Genomic DNA, 26,173 nt, shown 5'->3' with positions numbered 1-26,173 from the left:
TGCGTGTTTCTTTACAGTAATTTTCTTAATTAATTTGCTATATAATTCTTTATAAACTTACTAATAGTACCCCAATAAAGTTGCGGATTAGTTTTTGATGCTTGTGCATGAGCTGCACCTTCAACTACTAACTTTTCCTTTTCCACATTTGCTGAATTATAAACCTTATCTAACATAGAGTAGGGAACAAATGTATCCTTATCACCATGAATAAATAACATTGGTGTTTTTGATTTAGCAAGTTGTTCTATTGCTGATGCATCTTGAAGCCAATATCCCGCTCGTATTTTGCTAACTAGACTTGCAGATTGTAGCACAGGAAATTCTGGTAACCCAAACAAAGAATCAAGTTGATATGAGAACTCGTCCCAAACTGATGTATATCCACAATCTTCTATTATAGCTTTTACATTGCCTGGCAAATCTTCTCCTGATGTCATCATTACAGTTCCACCACCCATAGAAACTCCATGCAGTACAATGTTAGCATCACTGTCTTTTTGCAATATATAGTCAATCCAACTTAAGATGTCTTTCCTATCATCCCATCCCATTCCTATATATTTACCTTCACTTTTTCCATGTCCTCTTAAATCTGGAACCAACACATTATATCCCATATTATAAAATGCATTTGCATACCCTTCCATCTCCTTGCCTTGTCCCATGTAACCATGTACAGTTATAACCCAAGTTTTAGATGGATTTGTATTTATTATTTCATATCCGTGAAGTTGCAAATCATCTATTGAATCTATAAACGCATCCTTATACCCCGACTTATCAGTTATCCAATTACTAACTGCAACATTACTAGCCTCAACAGACTTATCTTTAGTTCCAAATACTTTCTCCTTTGAAGTTTTAGGGTTTAAAGCTAAATTATAAAAATAATTTCCTGCCACACCTATAGTAGCTAAAGCTAACACCAAAACAACACTTATTATAATTAATAAAACTTTCTTCACTTTGCTCATATATATTCTTTTCCCTTATCTTATTTGTCCATTTCCATAAATTATATATTTTGTAGTAGTTAATTCATTAAGTCCCATAGGTCCTCTTGCATGAAGCTTTTGAGTACTAATTCCTATTTCAGCCCCGAACCCAAACTCATATCCATCAGTAAACCTCGTAGATGCGTTAACATATACAGCTGCTGCATCAATTCGTTGTAAAAACTTTTGGGAATTTTCATAGTTATTAGTTACTATAGCCTCTGAATGACCTGTTCCATATTTATTTATATGTACTATAGCTTCATCAATACTACTTACAATTTTTACACTTATAATATAATCATTATATTCCTTTCCCCAATCTTCTTCTGTAGCTTCATTGATGTTATCAACTATTTTCATAGTCCTTTCATCTCCTCTAACCTCAACATTCTCATTTTTTAATGCTGAAATTATCACCGGCAAAAACTTATTTGCTATTTTTTCATGCACTAAAAGTTTCTCTTCTGCATTACAAACAGATGGTCTACTTGTTTTAGCATTTATTACAATATCTCTTGCCATCTCTAAATCTGATTCATCATCTACGTATACATGACAATTTCCGGTTCCAGTCTCTATCACTGGTACAGTTGCATTCTTCACTACAGATTGTATAAGTCCTGCCCCACCTCTAGGAATAAGAACATCTATATAATTATTCAATTTCATCATTTCAGTTACAACTTCCCTACTAGTATCTTCAACAAGTTGAACAGATCTTTCAGGCAACCCAGCTTCTTTTATACCTTCTGATAAAGCTTCAACTATAGCTTTATTTGAATTGATTGCTTCACTACCGCCTCTTAAAATAACTGCATTACCGGTTTTTAAGCAAAGTCCAGCTGCATCACAAGTAACATTTGGTCTTGCCTCATATATTATTCCAATTACCCCCAAAGGCACTCTTTGCTTTCCTATTTGTAATCCATTAGGTCTTCTCCACATAGATGTAATTTCCCCAACTGGATCTGATAACAAGGCTACTTGTTTAAGTCCATCAGCCATATCTTCAATTCTCCCTTTATCTAAAGAAAGTCTATCTAACATTGCTTTTGAAGTTCCCTTTTTAATAGCATTCTCTAAATCTTTTTTGTTTTCTTTTAATATGTTTTCATAGTGTAGTAATAATTTATCCGCCATTTTAATTAATGCTTTATCTTTTTCAGTAGTACTTAAATTCATAAGGTCATATGATGCTTCCTTCGCTCTTTGACCTAAACTAATTAATTTGTTCATTTACTTTGCCCCTTTCTTCCTAAAAATAAAGTTCCCACTTCTTCTCCGTCCAATATTTTTAACAGTATAGATGGTTCACTACCATTTGCCAGAACCATATCTACTCCTTCACTAGCTGCAGTTTTAGCAGCAGCTAGTTTTGTAATCATCCCACCAGTTCCCAAATTAGTACCAGCCCCACCAGCACATTCTTCAAGTTCTTGTGTTACTTCTTCTACTACTCTTAACATTTTTGCATCCTTATTGCTTCTCGGATCTCCATCATAAAAGCCATCTATATCTGATAATATTATTAATAAATCTGCTTTACACAATCCTGCTACTATAGCAGATAAATTATCATTATCTCCAAACCTCACAATATTTTCTATCTCATCTATTGAAACAGTATCATTTTCATTTACTATAGGGACTATTTTATTTTCTAATAATGTTTCAAAAGTATTACATACATTACTTCTAACATGATCATCCTCAACAACATCTCTAGTTAATAAAACTTGCCCAACGGTATGACTATACTCCCCGAAAAACTTACTGTATATGTGCATAAGCTCACATTGTCCTACTGCTGCAACTGCTTGCTTTTCTCTTATACTTTTTGGCTTCTCTCTGAGTTTTAACTTGCTCACACCAACCCCAATTGCTCCTGATGAAACAAGAACAACTTCTCTTCCTGAGTTTTGGATATCTGATAAAACCCTAGCTAACTTCTCAATTCTTCCTAAATTAATATTTCCATTATCATAAGTTAATGTTGATGTACCTACTTTGACTACTATTCTATTAGCATACTTTAAACTTTCATGAAAACCCATATTTACAGCCCCTTATTTCTCTATTATTCTAATATCTATATTACTATACCTTACTTCTCTTATCAACATTACTAAAATCAGTTAAGATCCCCTTTTTGACTAAATTCCTATAAGCCAATTTTAACAACGAATATATAGGTACTATACAAAAAGCAGCTAAAGGTCCGCCTATAGTAGAAGCCCCTACAACAAGAAATATATCTGTAATAGGATGTATCTTCATAGCTCTTCCCATTATTAATGGAACAATAACTCTTCCCTTTAGTGTTTGGGCGGTTATAAACATTACAGTTAATTTTACAAGCATATCAAATCCAACCACTGTTGCAATTATATATGGGATTATCATAGAAATAAAAAAACCTATAAAAGGAATAAATGCTAGTATAAATGTACTATATGCTAATAATAATGCACTTGGCATTTTAATAATTTTATATCCTATAAAGACCATTGTTGCTAAAGATAAAGCTACTGTTGCCTGCCCAATTATATAAGTTGATAGTACCGTATCTCCCTCGCTTAATATATCATCTGATACTTCTTTATATTTTTTAGGTATATACTTTAATACTGTAGGCTTAAAGTTAGCCCCATCTCTAAGTAGAAAGAATGTTACCAATATAATTAGCAATATATTAGAAAAAATCATCATGCCTTTATCGAATATGTCTTTAATGTTCGCAAATATAAAATTCACATATGTCATAAGTTCAGAAGAAATATTCTGAACAAAAGTTTTGATACTACTATCCTTAAGATAATCTTGAGCTATGTCTAAAACATCCTTATTATTAATCGTCATTATAATTACTTTTTTCAATTGCATAACTTGCTCCATTAAATACTTTCCAAAGTACGTTCCTATCCCTCCTAATATAGCAAATGAAACTAATATTATAATGGTTGCTGACATTGAAGATTTATAACCTTTCTTAACAAAAAAATTATTTATAGGTTTTAAAATATAAAATAGAAATACGCCAAAAATGATAGGAGCAAATATTACCCATACTATTACCTGTATTAATTGATTAATTACTTGAAATTTTTTTAACATAAATAAAAAAATAAGAATTAAATTTGCTATAACTAAATTTATAATAACTTTTTTTCTTACCATAACAACACCCCTTAGTCTAAGGTTAGTTTATCCAAATTGATGATGTTAATTCTAAATTATAAATATAATTATGCAAAAAATAAAAACGAAGTTAGCTCTAAGCTGACTTCGTTCTTTGTTTTTGCTTTGGAAATTTACATAATGTAGTATCTGGGGGGTACTACTTAGGGGTTTGTTTATTCCTTAGCATTTTACTATTATATTTTACACCATCTTCAAGAAAATTTACAGCGTTAATTTTTTACTTTGTCATCTCGCAAAGCTATACACACTTTTCTATATTTTTTCACCATTAGATGCTATAACATCTTTATACCAATAAAAACTCTTTTTCCTTATGCGGTTTAGATCTTTAAGATCAAACTCATCTCTATTTACATATATAAATCCATATCTTTTCTTAAAACCTTGATGAGTGCTAATTAAATCTATAGCAGACCAAGGACAATATCCTAGTAAATCAACTCCATCTGTTATAGCTAATCTCGCTTGTTCTATATGCTTTTTTAAATAATCTATTCTATAATCATCATTTATAGTTCCATCTTCCTCCAACTTATCATATGCTCCTAATCCATTCTCCGTAACTATAAGAGGAAGATGATATCTATCATATATTTCTCTTAACGTAATTCTAAACCCAATAGGGTCAATTTCCCAACCAAATTCAGTTTTTTGAAGGTTCTCATTTTGTGTTCCTTTATAAACTCCATACTCTCCGACGGAAATTTGTTGATCTCCTCCAGTTTTTAAATCTGTCTCACCTATTTTACTTTCAGCAACAGTCCCTGTACAATAATAGTTGAAAGCTATAAAATCTGGTTTAGCTTCCCTTAATATTCTAAAGTCTCCATCTTCCATATTTGGCTCAATTCCTTTTTCAACCATATAGCTCCATGCAATATCATTATATTTCCCATAAACAGCTACATCTAAATACAACCAATTTCTAATAGCTGAAAATGTTTGTGCTGCTAATACATCTTCTGGTTTAGATGTTTTAGGATATATAGAAGTAATATTAGGTGCAGGACCGATTTTAGCATTCATACAAATTGTATGACATATCTGCATAGCTTTTGCTTGCGCTAATAGCATATGATGATTTTGCTGATATAAATCTTTTTGAATGTTATCATTTTGAGAATCACCTATACCTATTGCAGCTCCATGAAGTATCATCATATTTTCTTCATTAATAGTTAACCAATACCTCACTCTATCTCCGAAATTCTCAAATAACACCTTAGAATATCTAACAAATGCATCAATTGTTTCTCTATTTGACCAACCACCTTTTAATTGAAGTGCATATGGTAAATCAAAATGATACATAGTTACTATTGGCTCTATATCATGTGCTATTAATTCATCTATTAAATTATTATAAAATTCTATTCCTTTTAAATTTACCTCCCCATCGCCATCTGGTATTACCCTTGACCACGATATGGAGAACCTATATGCTTTAAATCCCATTTCTGCAAATAATGCTATATCCTCTTTATAATGATGATAATGATCACTTGCTACTTTAAAGTCTGGTGTGCCTTCAATTACATCCTTTGTATCCTGAACTGATAATCCCTTGCCATCTTCATTGTAAGCACCTTCCACTTGATATGCCGATGTTGAAGCTCCCCATAAGAAGTTTTTCGGAAAAGCCTTTAATTCTTTATGAAACATGTCTATTCCTCCTAATCATCTCTTAGTATTTATACCCTAAATATTAGTACAAATATTTACATTTTTATATATCATAATAACTTAATTGTACCTGTACAGATTAACCATCCTATTATCTTTTATTCTTGAATTAATAATTTACTATGAGTATTTTAACCTTTCACATATTAATTCATTCTTAATTATAAATTTATTTAATAATAAAGTTTTATAAAAAATATAGAGTTTATTCAAAATAGAAACAAATTTTCTACTTAGAATAAGCTCTAACATTATTTTAATCCTAATGCCTTATAAATAGCTTTTGCTACCCCTGCATTATCGTTAGTATCAGTTATATATTTAGCAACCTTTTTTATTTCATCTATAGCATTCTCCATGGCAAAAGATTCAGTAAACTCAGTAAACATAGAATAATCATTAAAACTATCTCCAATTACCATAACCTCATCTCTTTTTACGCCCATCTTTTTAGCAACCTTTGCCAATATAATCCCTTTTTGAGCCATTTTGTTGGTTATTTCTATATTATCTCTAAATGATGAAGAGACTGCTAATTCCTCTATTTCATCTAACCTAAATTTCATATTTCTTATTACATTCGTATCATTATAAAATGCAAATATCTTTCTGATTTCTACTGATGTTTCTAAAAACTTTTCAAGATTCTCAATATATTTCAAATTATTAAAATGCTCTTGATTTCTAGCTACTTCCAAAGCTTCTTCAAATGACTCTATCTTTTGAAATGATTGAACCATATATGCCAATCCCTTCAAAGCTTCTTCTTGGCTATCGGTAGTAAAAATGCCTCTATCAGTGAATAACTGAGCTTTTATACCAACTTTATTCATCATCTCTATAACTTTTTTAACTATATCTTTTTCTATATTTATTGTTTCTAATATATTGAAATCCTCGTCTCTATATTCAGCTCCATTAGATAATATACACTCACACTTCAATCCATAACTCTTAAGTACTGGTAAAACTCCATCAATATCTCTTCCTGTTGATATTGTAAAATGTACTCCTAATTCTTGTGCCTTTTTTACAGCTTCTAAATTTTCTTTAGATATTTCATGATTACTATTTAATAATGTTCCATCCATATCAGAAGCAATAATTTTTATCATATAATTCCTCCATTTCTTAAATAACTATAAAAGTATTATCCACAAATGTGACATTGATGCTACTCCAAATAATACCGAAAGAGTATTTATTATAACTCCTACTAGCACATACTTCATCTTCTATAAATAATTAAAGCATTGTTTTCAATAACATGTCAAATTATACGTATTAATATCATATTGTAGAGTTATTTGGAACTTGTTGTCTTATCATAAAAAACATAATAAATCATTGCCATATTGGTTCAAAATCATTTTTTTATACTGTACGTACTAATCTGCATAATTATATTTTAATTTATCTCTCTAAAAATCTAGATTATTAAATCTTTAACCTGTACCCATACAACTTCAAGCTAAGCTCCAGTCAAAAAGCAGTAAATAGCTTTCTATTTACTGCCCTTAAGTAAAAAATATTCATATCAATTGCTTGTATAAATCAATTTTCCGATCAACTTTAATCGGAAAATTTCTTCTAAAATCTTTTATATCGTCTTCAATATCCTGTATAAGAAGCCCTTCATCATAGGATAAACTTTGAAGTACCCTTCCTAAAGGATCAATAATACAACTATCTCCAGAATAATATAATCCGTCCTTTTCTCCAATACAATTTACTCCTAAAATATAAACTTGATTTTCAATAGCTCGTGCCTTTAACAAACACTTCCAGTGCTCTCGCCTTTTTTCTGGCCAGTTAGCTGGAACAATAATTATTGAAACATCTTTCGATACAGCTTGAAATACTTCTGGAAATCTTAAGTCATAACAAATAAAAGTACTTAATTCAAATTCCTTTATACTACACTTTTTAATTTCATTTCCTGAAATAAAATACTTATCTTCATATGCATAACTAAAAGGATGAATTTTTATATAGTCCAATATAACTTTTCCACTAGAATTAATAATAGTATAATGATTTTCAGCCTTGCTCCCATTCCCTTTGACCCATCCAAATCCAATATTAATCAGATTTTCTTTAGCACATTTTTTAAAAACCTTAATACTTTCATAATTTGATTCTTTAATTTTTTCTATATTCATAGAAAAGCCTGTGAAACTCATTTCTGGAAACAATATGACATCTGATTCTTTCAATGCCGCCTCTTCAATATAAGATTTTGCTACTTTATAATTTTCTAACTTATCTTCCCAAATAATATCTGTTTGACAAAGCGCTACTCTCACATGAACTTACCTTCCTTTTACACTTCTTGAAGTTTTAGTTTTCTATATCTATTAAATGCTGACATTATCTCTTGTTTTCTAGGCATAGCTAAATTTCCATTTCCACTAAAGCTAATTAGCCCTCTACTTTTAATTGTTTTTAGTATTTCATCTACTACTTCCACTATATCTAACTTTCCATTCACTATATTTTCTTCTGCCCACTTCATAATATGCCCAATTGATGTAACTTGCTCATGATCTACGATCTGTTCTACAGCTCTCAGTTCTATCTTTTCCTTATTTATATCCAAGCCATCTATTCCTAATGTCTTAATCTTTACTCCCTTAGGTCCTCTTTCAATACTTCCCTTTCTTATTACTCTATTAAATTTAATTTTTACATCTTTATCTTGTACTCGTGCTAGAATCTTTCCTGTACTTAATTCCTTTGCCTTTTTAGTAACATCATTAGGTTCATAAGCATCCATTTGGATAACAGTATCTGCCACATCGAAAAAGTCTCCTGAGCTACCTACAACTATAATAGTTGATATTCCCTTCTTCTCATACAAAGGCCTCACTACTTCAATAAAAGGTGTTATAGGTTCCTTTTCTCTTGAAACTAAACTTTGCATTACATCATCTCTAATCATAAAGTTTGTTGCAGATGTATCTTCATCTATCAAAAACAAGTTTGTTCCACTTTCTATCCCTTCTACTATATTAGCTGCTTGTGATGTACTTCCACTTGCATTTTCGCTACAAAATGATTTTGTATCTTTTCCATTTGGCAAATTATTTATAAATAAAGATATATCATCCTTATGAATTACTCTTCCATCTTCTGCTCTTACCTTTAGTGCTGTATCATCAGTAATAACAAATTCTCTTCCATCTCCTTCTATATGATTATATACTCCAAGCTCTAAAGCCCTTAATAATGTTGACTTTCCATGGTAACCTCCACCAACGATTAAGCTTACACCACATCGAATTCCCATTCCTTTTATTTCTCCTCTATTAGGGAGATTAAAAGTTACCTCTAGACTTTGGGGAGATACAAACTTTTTACCATCCTTCAAAGGTTTTGTTGATACTCCACTTTCCCTAGGTAATATTGAGCCATTAGCTACGAAAGATATTAATCCTTTTCTTGAAAGTTCATTTCTTATATGCGCTTGATCCTCAACAAGTCTTACTCTATTCATAAGACTTTCCTTATCTATATTTTCATATATAATTGAGTTATCAATTATTAGTGGCAGAAAATCATATAATATCTTTTCTAGCTCCCTAGCAAGAACGCTTCTTCCCCTAGCCGGGAACCCAACTTCTATCCTCACCTGTATCTCTTTCTCGTTTATAATAATAGCTGTTCTGTCTAATATTTCCTGTGGACATTTACTTATCAATATTAGTCCACTTTTCCCTGAACCATATACTCTTCTGGTATAAGCATTTATATTTCTATAAAATGCCCTTGTTAAAAAATCTTGTACAGCCACCTTTTTATGATATTTATTAAATAATTCTTTAGGTATCTTAGAAACTCTTTGATCCATGATTATTCTAACTTTTGAAGGAGCTGCAAAAGGATCTCCCTGAACATGGTCTATGGATAAAATATATTTATTAAAATCATATTGTCCTTCTAGCGATTTATAAGCTTTATATCCCCTTCCATCTATACTATAAATATCTTTCTTTAAATCATTGAAGTTCTTCATTTATTTTGATTCCTCCCCAAAAAATTTATCAATTAACTGTTCCCCAATTCTCCTGTACATATTACTCATCGATATCATAGAAGATACAAGCAGAAATTTCTCTTCAAAATCATCCTCCTTTGATATATCACTTAATTTATCTACCTTCTTTTTAACCGAATCTTCTAGCTCATTACTATCTGCTGTAGTTACTTTTAAATATCTTTCATATAGACTTCTTAAATCATATTCCTCACCATTCTCATACTTATTAACTATAGTTTCTAACATAAGCTTAATATCGTTAATAGATATAGCTCCTTTAAAATTGTAAATAAAACTCATTAATATTAAATGCTCTTTTGAATATTTCTTATTTTTCACAGACATTAATAGCTTTGCCTTTGCATAATTATTTATCATAGTTTTTGTTAAGACCTTATCCTCTTCTTTACGTTTTAACTTTGATAACTTACTTTCGAATAATTGAATAACCTGATCCATATATAAATCTATTTCTGGTATATCATCTAATCCTATCTTCTCATCTATATTCATATTTTGAATTAAATCTATTGTATTCTCTTTATTCACATTACCACTCCTTAACATAGTTTTAAAAACTATATATTGTTTTATATATATAATATTAATAGTATTTACGAGATATTTCAAGAAAATTGGGTAAGATATAAATATATAATTGTCAAATCGGCTAAATTTGGATTTGACTTACTTATACATATATATGATAATTTCAATATAACATGATGTAGTTATAAAAACTACATATCGTTTTACGGAGGTGCAAAAAATGACAAAACATTTAAGAGAACCTATAAACGGGTTAACTCATTTAACAGGTGCTATTTTATCACTCTTAGGACTAATTGCTCTAATTATTAAAGTAGCATCTTCTAATGGAACACTAATTCATTATGTTGCTATTGTAAGTTTTGGTGTAAGTATGATACTACTTTATAGTGCATCAGCAACTTATCATTCTGTTATTTCTAGTGATTCAGTTATTAAAGTTTTGAAGAAAATCGATCATTCCATGATTTTCATTCTTATAGCTGGCTCATACGCACCACTTTGTTTGATAGCATTGCAAAACTCTATTGGGCACACGCTATTTGTAACTGTGGCCATTGCAGCTGTTATTGGAATAGTATTTAAGATTTGCTGGGTTACTTGCCCAAAATGGGTTAGTAGCACTATTTATATAGGAATTGGATGGTTTGCTATATTTGCAATTTATCCTTTATCAAAAGTGTTAGCTTCCACTGGTATATTTTTATTAGTTCTAGGAGGGATAATGTATACAATAGGTGGAGTTATATATGCTTTAAAATCAGAAAAAATCAGAATTGGTTCCTTTGGTGGGCATGAAATATTTCATATTTTTATAATGCTAGGAACTCTATGTCATTTCTTTTGTGTATTTAATTATGTATTATAATTTGCCTGCTCTTCATTAAAAAGAAACATTTTCCTCTTTTTAATGAATTAAAAAAAGCAAAGGTGCAACCTCCATTGCCCTTTGCTTTTTATATTATATAAATTAATTTTATTTAGATTCTACTTCATTTTAAAGATTCATTGAATCTACTCTTCTAAAGAAAGTAAAGTGTATTAATTTAGAAGATTCTAAATCATCATTACTAAATACATTTGCAATAAAAACCCCTGTTATCATATAATTGCCCAGGCAATATAGTACAAAAAAATTATATTCAATTAATTTGTACTAAAGCTTACTCCGAATTTAAAATTATGTTCTCTTAAAAACTTCTATTTTCATAAACTATACTATTATAGGCTCAAACTTTGCTCCAATTATAGTAGCTATATCTAAAGGATTTGCTTCAATTTGAAGTCCTATCTTTCCAGCACTAAATACTATACTGTTAAGGTCCTTTGCTGAATTATGTATAAATGTTTTATAAAGTTTTTTCATGGCTAATGGAGAACATCCTCCTCTAATATATCCTGTATATTTATTTATATCTTTAACATGTATCATTTCTACATTCTTTTCACCAGCTGCTTTAGCTGCTTTTTTTAGATCTAATTCTTCACTAACTGGTATTACAAATACATATAATTCTTTCGAATGTCCTTGTGTAACTAATGTTTTAAATACAGAGTTTACATCTTTACCTATCTTTGCTGCAACAGCAACCCCATCTATTTTTCCATCTTTATTCTCATAAGTTATTATATTATAATCAATATTACTTTTTTCTAATAATCTCATTGCATTAGTTTTTTGCATTAATTTATCCCTCCTTTATTTGCAGTTAAATTACAACTACTACGTTTGTTAAAACTCCAAGCATGATTTCCTTTATTTTATACCTTAATTGACAAATTTGTAAACAATCTATCTTGTTAAAAAAACTCTGACTGTTCTTTATCTATTAGTTATATGGTATAATAACGAAATGAATAAAAAATGAAATGAGGTAGAATTAATTGATAACTGTATCAAATGTAAGTTTAAGATATGGCGGACGTAAATTATTCGAAGATGTTAATTTAAAGTTTACTCCTGGTAACTGCTATGGTGTCATTGGTGCAAACGGTGCTGGTAAGAGTACTTTCTTAAAGATTTTATCTGGAGAGGTTGAACCTAATACTGGTGAAGTTTCTCTAGCTCCAAATGTTAGAATGTCTGTTTTAAAACAAGATCACTATAAATATGATGATTTTGAAGTTTTAGAAACAGTAATTATGGGAAATGAAAGACTATATCAAATAATGAAAGAAAAAGATGCTTTATATGCAAAACCTGATTTTTCTGATGAAGATGGTATTAAAGCTTCTGAATTAGAAGGGGAATTTGCTGATCTTAACGGATGGGAAGCTGAATCTGAAGCCTCCTCGTTATTGCAAGGTTTAGGAATTGGAACAGAATCCCACTACAAAAAGGTTTCTGAACTTACTGGTGGAGAAAAAGTTAAAGTTCTTTTAGCTCAAGCTTTATTTGGTAATCCTGGAGTTCTAGTTCTAGACGAACCTACTAACCATCTTGATTTGAAATCTGTTAATTGGCTTGAAGAATTCCTAATCAACTTTGAAGGAACTGTTATAGTTGTATCCCATGATAGACACTTCTTAAACGCAGTTTGTACACAAATGGCAGATGTTGATTTTGGTAAGATTAAGATTTATGTTGGTAACTATGATTTCTGGTATGAATCAAGTCAACTTGCTCTTCAAATGTCTAAAGACCAAAACAAGAAGAAAGAAGAAAAGATCAAAGAGCTTCAAGACTTTATTGCAAGATTCAGTGCTAATGCTTCTAAATCTAAGCAAGCTACATCTCGTAAAAAGTTATTAGATAAGATTACATTAGATGATATTCAACCTTCAAGCAGAAGATATCCTTTCGTAGGATTCAAATCTGAGAGGGAAGTAGGTAATGATATCCTTACTGTTAAAGATCTTTCAAAGACTATTGATGGGGTTAAAGTTTTAGACAATGTAAACTTTATGGTTAATAAGGGTGATAAAATCGCTTTAATCGGTAACGAAATAGCAGTAACTACATTATTTAAAATATTAGCTGGTGAGATGGAACCAGATAACGGAAGCTATAAATGGGGAATTACTATTACAACATCTTATTTCCCTAATGATAATTCTGAATACTTCAATGATTGCAACTTATCTTTAGTAGATTGGCTTAGACAATTCTCTGAAGAAAAATCTGAAAGTTACATAAGAGGCTTCCTAGGAAGAATGTTATTCTCTGGAGAAGAGGCTTTAAAAGAAGCTAATGTTTTATCTGGAGGCGAAAAGGTAAGATGTATGTTATCTAGAATGATGCTTTCAAATGCAAATGTATTAATGCTAGATCAACCAACTAACCACCTTGATCTTGAATCAATTACAGCTGTAAATAATGGATTAAAGGACTTTAACAGCAATGTTTTATTTGCTTCTCATGACCACCAATTCATTGAAACTATAGCTACTAGAATAATTGATATTAAAGATGATGGTTCTATAGTTGACAGAACTATGACTTATGATGAATACTTAGAGTTTGCTAAAAACAATAATTAATGAAATAAATAATTCTGAGAAATAATTTTCATTCTCTCAAATTATTACTTTATAGCAATACCTATAGACAAAATACTTTTTATAAGTATTGAATCTATAGGTATTCTTTTAATTTATATTCATATAAAACTATAATAAATGGGCCAACTTTGCAAAATTAACACATCAAAGTCTAATTCCAAAACCTCCTATGCTTTTTATAAATAATAAAATGGATATGTTACTTAAAGAAACTCTTTAAAATAACATATCCATCTTATTTTAATTATATTAATTACTTAGTATATTTTAAGTGTAATAGTTCATGAGCTTTTCCATGTCCTGGTTCACCCATATATGTTTCATACATCTTCTTAATTGCTGAGTTTTCATGTGATTTTCTTATACCAGCATTCTTATCTTGGTTATACAGAACAGATGCTCTAACTGTCTTTATATCAATCTTTTCTCTATCTAAGTTATTTACATGTGGTTGTCCTCCACCATTTACACATCCCCCTGGACATGTCATAACTTCAATAAAGTGATATTCTTTACTATTCATTTTACCACTATTTACAAATTCAGCCAAGTTTGCTGCACCATTTACGACAGCAACGTTATAGTCATTTCCACCAATATTGATTGTTGCTTCCTTAATTCCGTCTAAACCTCTTACTTCAGTATAATCAACCTTATCTAAATCTTTTTTCTCTACAAAATCCTTAGCTGTTCTTATTGCAGCTTCCATAACTCCACCAGTAGCTCCAAATATAGTTCCAGCACCACTATACTCACCCATTGCTGGATCTGCAACTTCATCTTCAAGTTTAGCAAAATCAATTTTTGCATCTTTTATTAATTTTCCTAATTCTCTAGTTGTTAATACTGCATCTATTTGTCTTAATCCGTTGATTTCCATCTCTGGTCTATCAGCTTCATATTTCTTTGCTGTACAAGGCATTATAGTAACTGTAAAGACTTTTGCTGGGTCTATATCCGAGATATGTGGATAATATGTCTTTGTCGCTGTTCCAAATATTTGTTGTGGTGACTTAGCTGATGATAAATTATCTAATAACTCTGGATAATAGTTTTCAACTTGTCTAACCCAACCTGGACAACATGATGTAAACATTGGGAATGGACCATTCTTTTCAATTCTTTGAATAAGCTCTGTAGCTTCCTCCATTATTGTCATATCTGCACCAAAATTTATATCGAAAACTTTATCAAAACCTAATTTTCTTAATGATGCATATATCTTTCCTGTTACATCTTGACCATAACCCATCTTAAACAATTCACCCATTGCTGTTCTTACAGATGGTGCCATAGCTACTATTACATGCTTATCTTCATCTGCTAAGGCTTGCTTAACTCTATCTATATGACTCTTTTCACTTAACGCAGCTACAGGACATGCAGCTACACATTGACCACATAATAGACAATTTGTTTCATCAAAACATTTTTGATCTGTAGTTGTAACCATTCTCTTTCCATCAACGTTTGCTAGTTTAATTGATTCAGTTGCTGTCTTTTCTTTACACGAAGCTTGACATCTTCCGCAAAGAACACATTTTGTTCTATCTATAACTATTGATTTACTTCTTTCATCTACATATTCACTCTTATCTTCAACTACAAAAGGAGTAGTAGCTCTTCCTTTTGACTTAATAACTAATTTTAACAATTCACAATTTTCTTTTCTATTACATTGACCACATTTAAATTCATGCTTATTAAGTAAAGTAGAAACTCTTGTTTTTACTCTTTCCTGAACTTTTTCTGTATCAGTTTTGATAACCATTCCATCTTCTACCTTAGTTAAACAAGCTAGAGATAGATTGTTTTTTCCTTCTACTTCTACAGCACAAACTCCACATTTTCCTACATTTCCACATTCTTTTAAATAGCATAAAGTTGGTATGTCAATCCCATTTTGTCTAGCTGCATCAAGAATAGTAGTTCCCTCTTCTACTTGGTATGATTGTTCATTAATAATAACACTTTTCACGCCTTTAATCCTCCCTAACTTATCTCTATAAATATTTGCATTTTTGATATAATCCTTACTAGTTACTAGTTTATCATATAATTAGAGATAAACATTAATTTTCTGACAATTGTTAATTACTTATCAATCAACTATTACATTCTACTTTAGCATTAACAATATGCTAAATAATTTTATACTAATTGTATAGAATATAACTATGTGATAGACTTTTTAATGGTAATATCCTAAAATGAGTATTATACTAAACTAAAGAACTAATTAAGTGAGGTAATTATGATCAAAGTTTATAATAGAAAAACAAACACTTACGAAGAAGAAAAAGTTGCTGGAGGTAAATACATAACTTGGTGTTATGCTTCTCCTATTGGAAAAAGCTTAACAGAACTCCTAATTAAGAAAAAATTAGTTTCAAAGTTGTATGGGAAATACTGTGATACTAAATTAAGCAAAAGAAAAATTAAGACTTTTATTGATGATTTTGATATAGATATGGGTATAACAACTAAAAAGTTAGATGAATTTTCTTCTTTTAATGATTTTTTCATTAGACAATTAACTAATGAGGCTAGGCCTTTTAACACTGATATTAAAACTTTAATTTCCCCTGGTGATGGTAGATTATTAGCTTATGATAATATATCTATGAATAAACTTATTCAGGTGAAAAACCTTACCTATAGCTTATCTGAACTCTTAGGTGATGATAAGATTGCTCAAGAGTACGAAGGTGGAATTTGCATTGTATTAAGATTATGCCCTACTGATTATCATAGATTCCACTTCGTTGATTCTGGAATTCCTGGCAAAAGCAAATTTATTAATGGATCTTATTATTCAGTAAATCCAACTGCATTAGAAAGAATCCCTAAACTTTACTGCCAAAACAAACGAGAATGGTCACTATTTAAATCAGATAACTTTGGAGATATAATTCATGTAGAAGTAGGAGCAACTTGTGTAGGCACAATAGTTCAAACTTATACTCCTGGACAAAAAGTTAAAAAAGGCGAAGAAAAAGGCTATTTTAAATTTGGTGGCTCTACTACAATATTGTTCTTTAAAAAAGATACTATATCCATATCTGATGATATTTTAATTCAAAGTTCCCTAGGATTCGAATGCAAGGTTTCAATGGGTGAAACAATAGGAAACAAAAAATAAAAAAATACCCTCTATAAAAAATTATAGAGGGTATTTTTTTTCAGTTATAATATTTTCTATCTTTTTCTTGAACATTTCTATATCTTTTCCCATAATAACCAAATTAATTCCCATTTCCTTAGCCCTATTATTAACAGTAACTTTTGACGGCTTTTTAGTAGCTACTAGTATCTTAATTGCATCTTCTCCTCCTAACCTATCACTATAAACTTTTAATTCATTTAATGCATCCTCATCATACTTTTCACTATCCTTACAAGATATACATACGAGCACTGAATCTCTAATTGCAATTACATCTAGTTCATTTCTTACCTCTTTAGCATTATTACTCCAACAGAATATCACTCCACTTTTTGTTTCATCTACTTGATCTATTTCTTTAACTATTAAGTGCGTAAGCACTTCTAACCATGTTCCACTCTTAAACAAGAATCCCTTTAAATAATTATTTTTGAAATCAACTACTATTTGATCATTTTCTTCAAAATATTCTATCCCATTAATATCACTTAAATACTTAAGTGAAGTATCCACAAGTTTTACTTCTTCTTCTTCTAAATTTCTCCTATTTATTATAACTCTATAAGAATCCCTATAATTATGTATAAAAGTATTATTGTCATATAGTTTTTGTTTATGTTTATGCCATATCTCTATGTTACTCTGTATTATTTTAGTTATATTTAAAATTTCACTTTTTTCTATTAGATATGATGATTCATCTATTATTTTAACTCCTGAAAGTTCAGTTATTTCTTTGATAGATATATCTTTTAAAGGTTCACTAACTATTCTAAAATCATTAGTAAATATATATCTTTTTTTATTTACTAAATCTACATAAATACTATCTATATTAAGTTCTGAAGCAGCTCTTGATAATATTAAAGAATCCAACTTCTCTCCTCCAGTCAAATTGACAAGTACATTTTTATATTTTTCTAGTATCATCTTTATACTTTCTATATCTTGATTTTCTACTTTTCTTATTTCAACTATACAATCAGGAAACATTTGTGAATAAATCTTTTTTGAATCTTTATCATATTCTGAAACCAGCAAAACCAAATTTTTAATTTTAAACTTTTCTACTAATAATATATTTACTTCATTATGTTCATCAAATAAGCATACAAGTGTATTAAACATCATAAATAACATCCTTTTAAATTTATTACTATATTAATTTAACCACTTCCTACTAAAAATAATCAAAAAAAGACTTAGCCTTACTGGCTAAGTCTAAAAATGGCAGGGCGTATAGGAATCGAACCCATAATGTACCGTCCGTAGCGGTAAGTTATATCCGTTTAACTAACACCCCATAACTAAATAACAGACTTATCTTATCACAAAGACAAAAATATCGCAAGTATATTTGTTAAATATATTCCATATTATAGATATATGTCTGAAAATTCTACTTCTAGTTGCTCAACCTTACTTCTTCCCCCTAGTTCATAATTAATCTCTTCATCTTCTAATAGAAGTATAGGAAGTTTCACATCAAATCTAGATCCTTCTCCTTCCTTACTATAAAGCGAAACTTTTCCACCATGTGCCACACTTAAATAATTAACTAAATCTAATCCTATACCACTTCCTGAATGCTCATTATTCTTTCGTTTAGTTGCTTGCACAAATCTATTGAATATTACCTTTTGATCTTCTTCTGATATACCTTCACCTTCATCTTGTACCGATATACTTATTTCTTTCTCATCTATGAATACTGATACTAATATTTGTGATTCACTTGGAGAAAATTTAATAGCATTTGATAATAAATTCATTACTATTCTATCTATTGCTTCCGGATCCACTGCACATATAAATTCTTCAACATTTGTATCAAAAATTATCCTTATTCCTTTTTCCTCAGCATACTTTTCTACAGATGTAACTGTATTTTCTAACATGCTAATTATCTCTATATTAGATCTTTTTAAATTATAATAGTTTTTTTCTAATTTCGATGAATCTATTATGTTATCTATAAGTTTTACTATTTTCAGACTGTTTCTTCTTATTATATCTCTATATTCTTTTCGTTTATCAACTAACTTTTTATCATTATTATCATCATATTTTAAGCATTGTAAAACACTTAATATTACGTTTATAGGATTTCTTAAGTCATGTGAAATATTTAATAGGAATTTATCTTGCAAGTCTTTAGCCTCTCTCAATTCATTTAGTAACTGTACTAACTCAAATTTGCTCATACTTTCAAAATTGCTTTTTTCTAATCTATTATTTAATTCCATCTCAATCTCCCTCTATACCATTATGTGTTATATTTTCCATTTATTTCAAATACGATACTTATATAATATCACAGTTTTTGTTTACAGACAACCTTTTTTGTAAATATATGGTTTTTTATATAAATTAATTAGTATTTTAAGAGTATCTTTTTATTAATTAACGCTAAAGTTCGCACTACTTCCAGTAGCCGATATAGTTATTTCTAATTTTGACTCTATTCTCTCTTTTAATTCAGGAACGTGTGAAATTATCCCTACTAATCTTCCCCCTCTCTGCAACTCAATTAATGAATTGATAGCATTGTCTAATGATTCAGAGTCTAAAGTACCAAAACCTTCATCAATAAAAATAGTGTCTAATGATATTCCTCCAGCATTTGTTTGAACTACATCTGATAACCCTAGAGCCAATGATAATGAAGCTTTAAAACTTTCACCACCTGATAGTGTTTTTACATGCCTACACTTTCCTGTGTAGTTATCATAAACCTCAAGCTCTAATCCTTGCTGATAACTTCCTTTTCCTTTATCCTCCTTCCTCTTTAGCGCAAACCGATCCCCTGTCATCTTACTTAGTCGCAAGTTTGCAGCATCTATTATTTCTTGGAAATATGATGCTAAAACGAACCTTTCAAATGTAACGTAAGGACTTTTCTTTCCACTTGCTAAAGTAGCAAGTTCTCCTATTGTTTTGTACCTCGATTCTCTATCTTCAAATTTATATTTGATTTCCTTTATTTCCTTTAATACATTAGAATTATTTGTTGTAATTGAGTATATTTCTTTTTCTTCATTATAGACATCATTCTCTATTAATCTAAGCTTCTTTATGCTTTCTTCTATTTCGTTTATATCAATTACTTCCATATCCTTCGTTTTATCTTGTAGCTCTATAAATTTATCCCTAATTGATTTGAACTCCTCGTTAAACTTATTGATCTCACTTTTAAGAACTTCCTCCTTACCAATTAAATTTGTAATGCTTTTATAATCTTCATAATTATTAAATCCACATGTTTGTATTTTTTCTTCTAGCAAAGATTTTTTAGTTTGTATTTCTTCTTCCAATTCTTTTATTATCTTTTCAATTCCCTTAGCTTTTGTTTCTTTTGAAGTTAATTCATTATTATATTTATTTACACTTTCCAAAGCTAATTTTAATTGTTCATTATACTTATTTAACTTATCTTTAAGTTTATTTATTCTATCATCTAATTCTGTAATAGATTTTATATCTTTTGGCAAATCACTTTCTAATGACTTCAAAGTTTCTTCTTCTCCCTTAAGGCTGCCGTAAATTGTTGTATGCTCACTATTTATATCTTCTAACAATTTTTCTTTTACTTTAAGTTCTTCATCTATTTTAACTAACCTAAAATTTATAGACTCTTTTTTAGATATTTCTTTATTGATTGCCTCTACCTCTTCCTTCAGTTCATTAATCTTATTTCCTATACTTTTCCCTGATACTAATACCTTTTCCTCTGTATATTCATTAAAACTTTTACTACACTCTATAACTTCTGATAAATTATATAACTTCTTATTAATTACTTCATCCAACAAATTATCAGCTGACGACCTTATCTTTGTTAATTCTAACAAACTCTCATTATATTCTTTTTGATGAAATTCGAAGATCTTTTTGCTAGCTTCTAACTCATCTTCTGTAGGTACATTATTCAACCTTTTAGCTGGATTTGGATGTTTCACTGATCCACAAACAGGACAAGGAGATTCATCTACAAGCTTCATAGCTAATATTCCAGCTTGTTCTTTCATATATAATTCCTCTTTTTCTTCAAACTCCTTCTTTTTCTCAATATACACCTGTTCCTTAGATAAAAACTTTACACTTAATTCTTCATGGATCTTGTTCAATTCCTTAAACTTGGTAATTCCTTTATATAAATCTCTAACTTCTTGAATTTTCTTATTATTCTCTTCTATATCCTTTTCTAAAATTATCTTTCTCTTCTCAAACTCAGATATTTCTTTAATCAAGTTTTCTTTTTCTTTTTTCTCTATTTTAAGGAATTCAATAGATTCTTTTTCTTTCTTAGTTAATTCAATATTTTTTTTCAACTTTATACTTAAATCATTAATATTATTAATCTTATTATCAAATTCAATTATTTTGGGTCTCTTTTCACTTAGTGAATTTATTTGCTCTGATAACTTTGATCTTTCTTCTTCTCTATTCTCTTCAACCTTTAAAGAATTTTTAGCCTCATCTAATTTCTCTTTTATATCTATAATTGCGTTATTACATTCAATATTATCAGTAATTTTTATTTCTTTATTATTTATTTGTTTTAATAGCTCCTCTTCAATATAGGTAATTTCTCTCGCCCTATTTAACTTATCCCAAAGTATTTCTTTTTCTTTTATAAATTCTTTTTCATTTGTCATTTTTTCTAAAGTTGCTTTAGTGTTATTTTTTTCTTCTATTAATTTATTGATATTTTGTCCATTGATCTTTTCTTCACTAAATCTATCAATTTCTTTTTTAACTCTATTTAATCTTTTCTGAGTTTCATCATATTTTGCTTTACTTTCTTTAATTAACTTTTCAAGTATTTGTATTATAGCATCAAATTCTACATAATCACCTACGTCTATTTTCTCTTCACACCTAACATTTTTAACGTATGCCTTTACTCTTTCTTTTGAACTTTCTAATTCCTTATAAATAATTCTAGCCCTATCATATAAGAGAGTTTGAATTTTCTCATATGTGTATGTACCAAATATCTTTCTAAATATAATTTCTCTCTCTTTAGAATCTGCTAAAAGAAGTTTTTTAAATTCCCCTTGAGGCAACATAACTATCTGTTTAAACTGTTCTTTATTTATACCTAAAAGTTCATTTATCTTGTTACTAACATTATTATTCCCAGTCTTAACTTTACCATCAGGTAGTATTAATTCTGCCTCTGAACTTTGAGTAGTAAATCCTTCTCCCTTAACTTTAGGTTTTAATTGTTGAGGAATTCTTCTAATATGGTACTTTTGCCCTCTTAACTCAAAATCTAATTCTACAAATGTTAATCTATCAGCTGCTGAAAAATCACTTCTTAATGAATCATTTTCTCTTGCACTCCCGCTAGCTTCTCCAAATAAAGCATAGCTTATAGCATCAAATATAGTTGTTTTTCCTGCTCCTGTAGAACCTGTAATCAAAAAAATATTCTTTCCATTTAATAATTGAAAATCTATAACTTCCTCTTTTGCATATGGTCCAAATGCAGATATAATTAGTTTCAAAGGTCTCAATTAAAATTCCTCCTTCCTAAGAACCTCATTTATAACATCTTTTATAATAGTTTCTTTTTCCTTTGTAAATTCTCCATCACCAAGACTATCATAATATTCTTTAAATAAATCTATTTCCGATTTATTTCTATATCCTTCCGATGCTGCTGTAGCACTCTCTCCTATACTTTTTCTCTCTTCCCTTTTAAGTAACATTATATTAGGATATACAGATCTAAGTTTTCCTATTGGATCTAACAATTCTCCTTCATCAGTTAATATAGCTTGAATATAATCTTCACAAGTACTATCCTCATTCTTTGCAACCTTTATCAATTCTTCTATAGGTCCTTTAATTATCCTCATTTCTCTAAGTGGTTTTATTTCTTCTTGTCTAATAATTAGTTTTTTATTTTCTTTTGTTTCAATTATGGTTACACCTTTTTTATGATTTACTTCTGAAAAGGAATACTTTAGCAGCGACCCTGAATATCTAATACCTTCCCGTCCCACTTTTTGCCTTCCATGTAGGTGTCCTAATGCAACATAATCAAAACTTTTAAATACTTCTCCATCAATCAAATCCGTCCCACCAATTGATAAAGGTCTTTCTGAATCTGATGTCTGTATCTCAGCTATCTTATACTTATCTTCATCTTCACTGTTTATGGCTTCTTCTCTCTTTCCTGTAACATATCCATGAGCTACAATTATATTTGTAGAATCCCTATTAAACTTCTCTTCAATTCTAGAGATTATAGCTTTCATAGCATCATTATGACTTCTTATGTTTGAATCATTATATCTTTTCCTTATCACTGCTGGATCCACATACGGAATTAAATAAAAATTAACCTCTTCATTTTTATCCTTTAAATTTACAACCTTTATATCTTCTTCTAGTACACCAGCTATATATAAACCTTCTCTTTCTAGTATTTCACTTCCAAAAGCAAGTCTTTCGCCACTGTCATGATTCCCTGAAATCGCAACTATCTTAACTTTATTTTCAATTAAAATTCTTTTAAGTGTTTCATTTAACAATTCTACTGCTTCAACAGGAGGAATAGATCTATCATATATATCTCCTGCAATTATTAACACATCTGGTTTTTCTTTTTTTATTAGTTCTATCAACTTATTCAAAACATATTTTTGATCTTCTATCATAGAAAATTCATTTACAATCTTTCCTATATGCCAGTCTCCAGTATGAATTATCTTCATGATTAATCCTCCTAATTATTATCTGAATCTGTAATATAATAAAAAGTGGCATAGCCACTTTTTATTATAAATTTATTTCTTTTCTTAAATCATTTAATATTATGTAAGTAAATATTATTGTTCCAACCATACCAGCTGTATCAAATGGAACGTTCGGAACTAATATAGTTAATATCAATATTAAAATGTTTGGAAAAGTTGCTGTATATATTGCTAATGAGAATAGCTCCTCAAGTTCCATGTTTAACTTGAATAATTTGCTTGGAATTAATGATAAAACACCTATCATCAATGCTACCATCAAGTAGAATATAAATTCTTGTATAATATAAACTATAGCAATTAACACCATGATAGGAAGTTTTATATTTCGAATCATATCTATTAATGTTTTATTATCAAATCCATTCATTATACCTAATTCATTATAATTATACTTCATTTGACTAATTCCTGAGTTATTTGAATTTACAACAATCCCATCATTCAGCATTAATATATATGTGCCTTCATTAACTATTGTAGAATTACTTAGCTTGGCACTTTCACTTATAGTTATATCTTTATCCATATAAATGATCATATTATTTTCTTCGATTTTTAAAGGTGTATTTACCAAATTTAACTGTCCATTAACAATAGAAAATTTATATTTTTCATCACTTATAATTCTAATTGTTTCATTGCTAGAATTATTAAAACCTATACTCTTAATTATTCCTTTTATTCCACCAATAAAAATAGTTAAAATAAGGGCATATAAAATAGCTTTTTTTATTCCTTCTTTTCTGTAACTCGGAAATTCTTTTAAGTTATATATCGAATTAATGATTTTTTTAAAAATATTATCTCCTTTAGTCATTTTACACTCCTATTCTAATTTGTTTAAATTATCATGGTTACATATATTATAATTTTAACCATACTATCTCCATTATTACAACCTAATTTATCGATTTATTGTTTAAGTTGTACAAATAATGTCAATATTATATGTATATTGCATTGTTAGGAGGTTTTTATTTAGATGAAAAAATCACAATTTAACTTTAGTAGAAACATCACAAAAAAAAGTAGCTTAAAACTTAAAATATTTATTGTTTTACTTTTTATGTTAGTAAGCACACTAACACTTTGTGAATACTTAAATTATAAAACTTTATTTAATGACTTTTCATCTAACTTTGATCAAAAGAAGTTTTCCAATGCTAATAACATATTGCTTAAAGAAGAAACACTTAACCCGTTTAAGTCAATTCTACTAAAAAGTGACTTGAAAAATTACTTTTCCCAAAAGTTAAATACACTCTCTCATGAAGTTGAAGTTGAAAACATAAATGAACAATCTATATTAGAATTAATTAATGAAATAAAGAGATATGATATTCCACTAGATAGTTCTAATAATTCTATAACTAACTTAGACAATTCCTATAACTCTGGAGTTGCCTTATTTGACTCTGGAAAATATATTTATGCTTATAATGTCTTTTCAAATATAAAATACACTGATGATAATTATCCTAGCGCTGTTGAATATATTAGAAAATGTAAAGAGCATATAATTTCTGGCATAATATCAAAGTCAACTGCTCTTATTAATGTGAAAGATTATGATAAGGCATTATCATTGTTAGATAGTGTAAATTATATTGTTGGTGATAATGAATCTATTGTATCTAAAATTGAGGAGATTAAAGCTTATCAAAGTTATTCAAACTCCAATGCTAATGCAACTCAACCAACCTCTTCAAAAGTTGCTAATATAACTATATCAAATATAAATACACTTTCTTTGGATAGTAATACACCTTACTTAATCCAAGTTGATTTGAGCAATCAAAAGACTAACATTTATAAAGGCAAAAAAAATTCTTGGAACTTAGTTAAGTCTTTTTGTTGTTCTACTGGAATTAATGGAGAAGAAACTCCTAAAGGAACTTACACTATAAAAGAAAAAGGTAAATGGTTTTTCTCTAACAGCTATAAACAAGGTGGAAAGTACTGGGTTCAATTTAATGGAGACTATTTATTCCACTCACTACCTTATAACGAAGATAAAAGCAAGATAGTTGACTTTACCCTAGGTAAACCTGCCTCCCATGGTTGTGTTCGTCTTGGAGAATCAGATTCAAAATGGTTATTTGATAACATTCCTAGAGGAAGTAAAGTAATAATTCAATAACTACCTTCATTTAATAGTATCTAACCTTAGTAGATTATTTCTCAGGAAATAAAAATTTCAATTGCTAAGAAGTAAGCAATTCATAGCACTCTTTAAATAAAATGCTGTGAATTGCTTACT

The 26,173-nt window shown here is 29.2% G+C and carries 20 protein-coding genes and 1 tRNA gene; 4 read left to right on the top strand and 17 right to left on the bottom strand.

Annotation, left to right across the window (positions count from 1 at the left end; all coding sequences use genetic code 11):
* Positions 1 to 29: 29 nt before the first annotated feature.
* The 9 genes from H9661_RS05830 to H9661_RS05790 all read right to left on the bottom strand — a co-directional run bounded on the left by H9661_RS05830 (position 30) and on the right by H9661_RS05790 (position 10,437).
* A complete protein-coding gene (locus H9661_RS05830; RefSeq protein ID WP_191767925.1) occupies positions 30 to 977 on the bottom strand; it encodes an alpha/beta hydrolase in 948 nt (315 codons plus the stop codon).
* A gap of 15 nt (positions 978 to 992) precedes the next feature.
* Positions 993 to 2,237 (bottom strand): glutamate-5-semialdehyde dehydrogenase, encoded by a 1,245-nt coding sequence (locus tag H9661_RS05825; RefSeq protein ID WP_143317810.1) that lies wholly within the window; start codon positions 2,235 to 2,237, stop codon positions 993 to 995.
* Positions 2,234 to 3,055 carry a glutamate 5-kinase gene (gene proB, locus H9661_RS05820; protein WP_143317809.1) on the bottom strand — a complete coding sequence of 274 codons (822 nt, stop codon included), beginning with the start codon at positions 3,053 to 3,055 and terminating at the stop codon, positions 2,234 to 2,236. Before proB ends, H9661_RS05825 begins: the two co-directional genes overlap by 4 nt.
* A gap of 43 nt (positions 3,056 to 3,098) precedes the next feature.
* The gene (locus tag H9661_RS05815) at positions 3,099 to 4,178 is read right to left on the bottom strand and encodes an AI-2E family transporter (protein ID WP_191767924.1); all 1,080 of its coding nucleotides are present in this window, start codon (positions 4,176 to 4,178) and stop codon (positions 3,099 to 3,101) included.
* A 276-nt stretch (positions 4,179 to 4,454) separates the two neighbouring features.
* Positions 4,455 to 5,864 (bottom strand): glycoside hydrolase family 1 protein, encoded by a 1,410-nt coding sequence (locus H9661_RS05810; protein WP_143317807.1) that lies wholly within the window; start codon positions 5,862 to 5,864, stop codon positions 4,455 to 4,457.
* 272 nt (positions 5,865 to 6,136) lie between these two features.
* A complete protein-coding gene (locus tag H9661_RS05805; protein ID WP_143317806.1) occupies positions 6,137 to 7,000 on the bottom strand; it encodes a Cof-type HAD-IIB family hydrolase in 864 nt (287 codons plus the stop codon).
* A gap of 417 nt (positions 7,001 to 7,417) precedes the next feature.
* Positions 7,418 to 8,191 carry a nitrilase-related carbon-nitrogen hydrolase gene (locus H9661_RS05800; RefSeq protein WP_143317805.1) on the bottom strand — a complete coding sequence of 258 codons (774 nt, stop codon included), beginning with the start codon at positions 8,189 to 8,191 and terminating at the stop codon, positions 7,418 to 7,420.
* A gap of 17 nt (positions 8,192 to 8,208) precedes the next feature.
* Positions 8,209 to 9,900 carry an ABC-ATPase domain-containing protein gene (locus tag H9661_RS05795; RefSeq protein ID WP_191767923.1) on the bottom strand — a complete coding sequence of 564 codons (1,692 nt, stop codon included), beginning with the start codon at positions 9,898 to 9,900 and terminating at the stop codon, positions 8,209 to 8,211.
* Positions 9,901 to 10,437 carry a DUF1836 domain-containing protein gene (locus H9661_RS05790; RefSeq protein ID WP_243129637.1) on the bottom strand — a complete coding sequence of 179 codons (537 nt, stop codon included), beginning with the start codon at positions 10,435 to 10,437 and terminating at the stop codon, positions 9,901 to 9,903. It abuts the gene before it with no gap.
* Positions 10,438 to 10,693: 256 nt separating this feature from the next.
* Between H9661_RS05790 and trhA the strand changes: the two genes are divergently transcribed.
* Positions 10,694 to 11,341 (top strand): PAQR family membrane homeostasis protein TrhA, encoded by a 648-nt coding sequence (gene trhA / locus H9661_RS05785; protein ID WP_143317802.1) that lies wholly within the window; start codon positions 10,694 to 10,696, stop codon positions 11,339 to 11,341.
* Between the two features lie 345 nt (positions 11,342 to 11,686).
* Here the strand turns inward: trhA and ybaK are convergent, their stop codons facing one another.
* The gene (gene ybaK / locus H9661_RS05780; protein WP_143317801.1) at positions 11,687 to 12,157 is read right to left on the bottom strand and encodes a Cys-tRNA(Pro) deacylase; all 471 of its coding nucleotides are present in this window, start codon (positions 12,155 to 12,157) and stop codon (positions 11,687 to 11,689) included.
* Positions 12,158 to 12,357: 200 nt separating this feature from the next.
* Here ybaK and H9661_RS05775 point away from each other — a divergent pair, with 200 nt between their 5' ends.
* Complete coding sequence (locus H9661_RS05775; protein ID WP_143317800.1) at positions 12,358 to 13,953, top strand: ABC-F family ATP-binding cassette domain-containing protein; 1,596 nt, start codon at positions 12,358 to 12,360, stop codon at positions 13,951 to 13,953.
* 274 nt (positions 13,954 to 14,227) lie between these two features.
* On the opposite strand, the gene H9661_RS05770 is transcribed toward H9661_RS05775, so the two are convergent.
* Complete coding sequence (locus H9661_RS05770) at positions 14,228 to 15,952, bottom strand: ferredoxin hydrogenase (protein WP_191767922.1); 1,725 nt, start codon at positions 15,950 to 15,952, stop codon at positions 14,228 to 14,230.
* 276 nt (positions 15,953 to 16,228) lie between these two features.
* Between H9661_RS05770 and H9661_RS05765 the strand changes: the two genes are divergently transcribed.
* Positions 16,229 to 17,116 (top strand): phosphatidylserine decarboxylase, encoded by an 888-nt coding sequence (locus H9661_RS05765; RefSeq protein WP_191767921.1) that lies wholly within the window; start codon positions 16,229 to 16,231, stop codon positions 17,114 to 17,116.
* Positions 17,117 to 17,137: 21 nt separating this feature from the next.
* On the opposite strand, the gene H9661_RS05760 is transcribed toward H9661_RS05765, so the two are convergent.
* From H9661_RS05760 to H9661_RS05735, 6 genes are all read right to left on the bottom strand, one after another.
* A complete protein-coding gene (locus H9661_RS05760; RefSeq protein WP_185966854.1) occupies positions 17,138 to 18,271 on the bottom strand; it encodes a Card1-like endonuclease domain-containing protein in 1,134 nt (377 codons plus the stop codon).
* A gap of 97 nt (positions 18,272 to 18,368) precedes the next feature.
* Positions 18,369 to 18,443, bottom strand: a tRNA-Arg gene (locus tag H9661_RS05755).
* 73 nt (positions 18,444 to 18,516) lie between these two features.
* Positions 18,517 to 19,386 carry a sensor histidine kinase gene (locus H9661_RS05750; protein WP_143317796.1) on the bottom strand — a complete coding sequence of 290 codons (870 nt, stop codon included), beginning with the start codon at positions 19,384 to 19,386 and terminating at the stop codon, positions 18,517 to 18,519.
* Positions 19,387 to 19,539: 153 nt separating this feature from the next.
* Positions 19,540 to 22,662, bottom strand: a complete 3,123-nt coding sequence (locus tag H9661_RS05745) for an AAA family ATPase (protein ID WP_143317795.1) — start codon at positions 22,660 to 22,662, stop codon at positions 19,540 to 19,542.
* A complete protein-coding gene (locus H9661_RS05740; RefSeq protein ID WP_191767920.1) occupies positions 22,663 to 23,868 on the bottom strand; it encodes an exonuclease SbcCD subunit D in 1,206 nt (401 codons plus the stop codon).
* A gap of 64 nt (positions 23,869 to 23,932) precedes the next feature.
* Positions 23,933 to 24,730, bottom strand: coding sequence for a DUF1189 family protein (locus tag H9661_RS05735; RefSeq protein WP_143317793.1), 798 nt, complete (start codon positions 24,728 to 24,730; stop codon positions 23,933 to 23,935).
* A 165-nt stretch (positions 24,731 to 24,895) separates the two neighbouring features.
* Between H9661_RS05735 and H9661_RS05730 the strand changes: the two genes are divergently transcribed.
* On the top strand, positions 24,896 to 26,053 hold the full coding sequence (locus tag H9661_RS05730; protein ID WP_191767919.1) for a L,D-transpeptidase: 1,158 nt from the start codon (positions 24,896 to 24,898) through the stop codon (positions 26,051 to 26,053).
* Positions 26,054 to 26,173: the final 120 nt, after the last annotated feature.

The sequence above is a fragment of the Clostridium cibarium genome (genome assembly GCF_014836335.1).
Taxonomy (GTDB): Bacteria; Bacillota; Clostridia; order Clostridiales; family Clostridiaceae; genus Clostridium; species Clostridium cibarium.
Note: the sequence above shows the minus strand (reverse complement) of the source record. Positions and strands in the feature narration are given on the sequence as shown.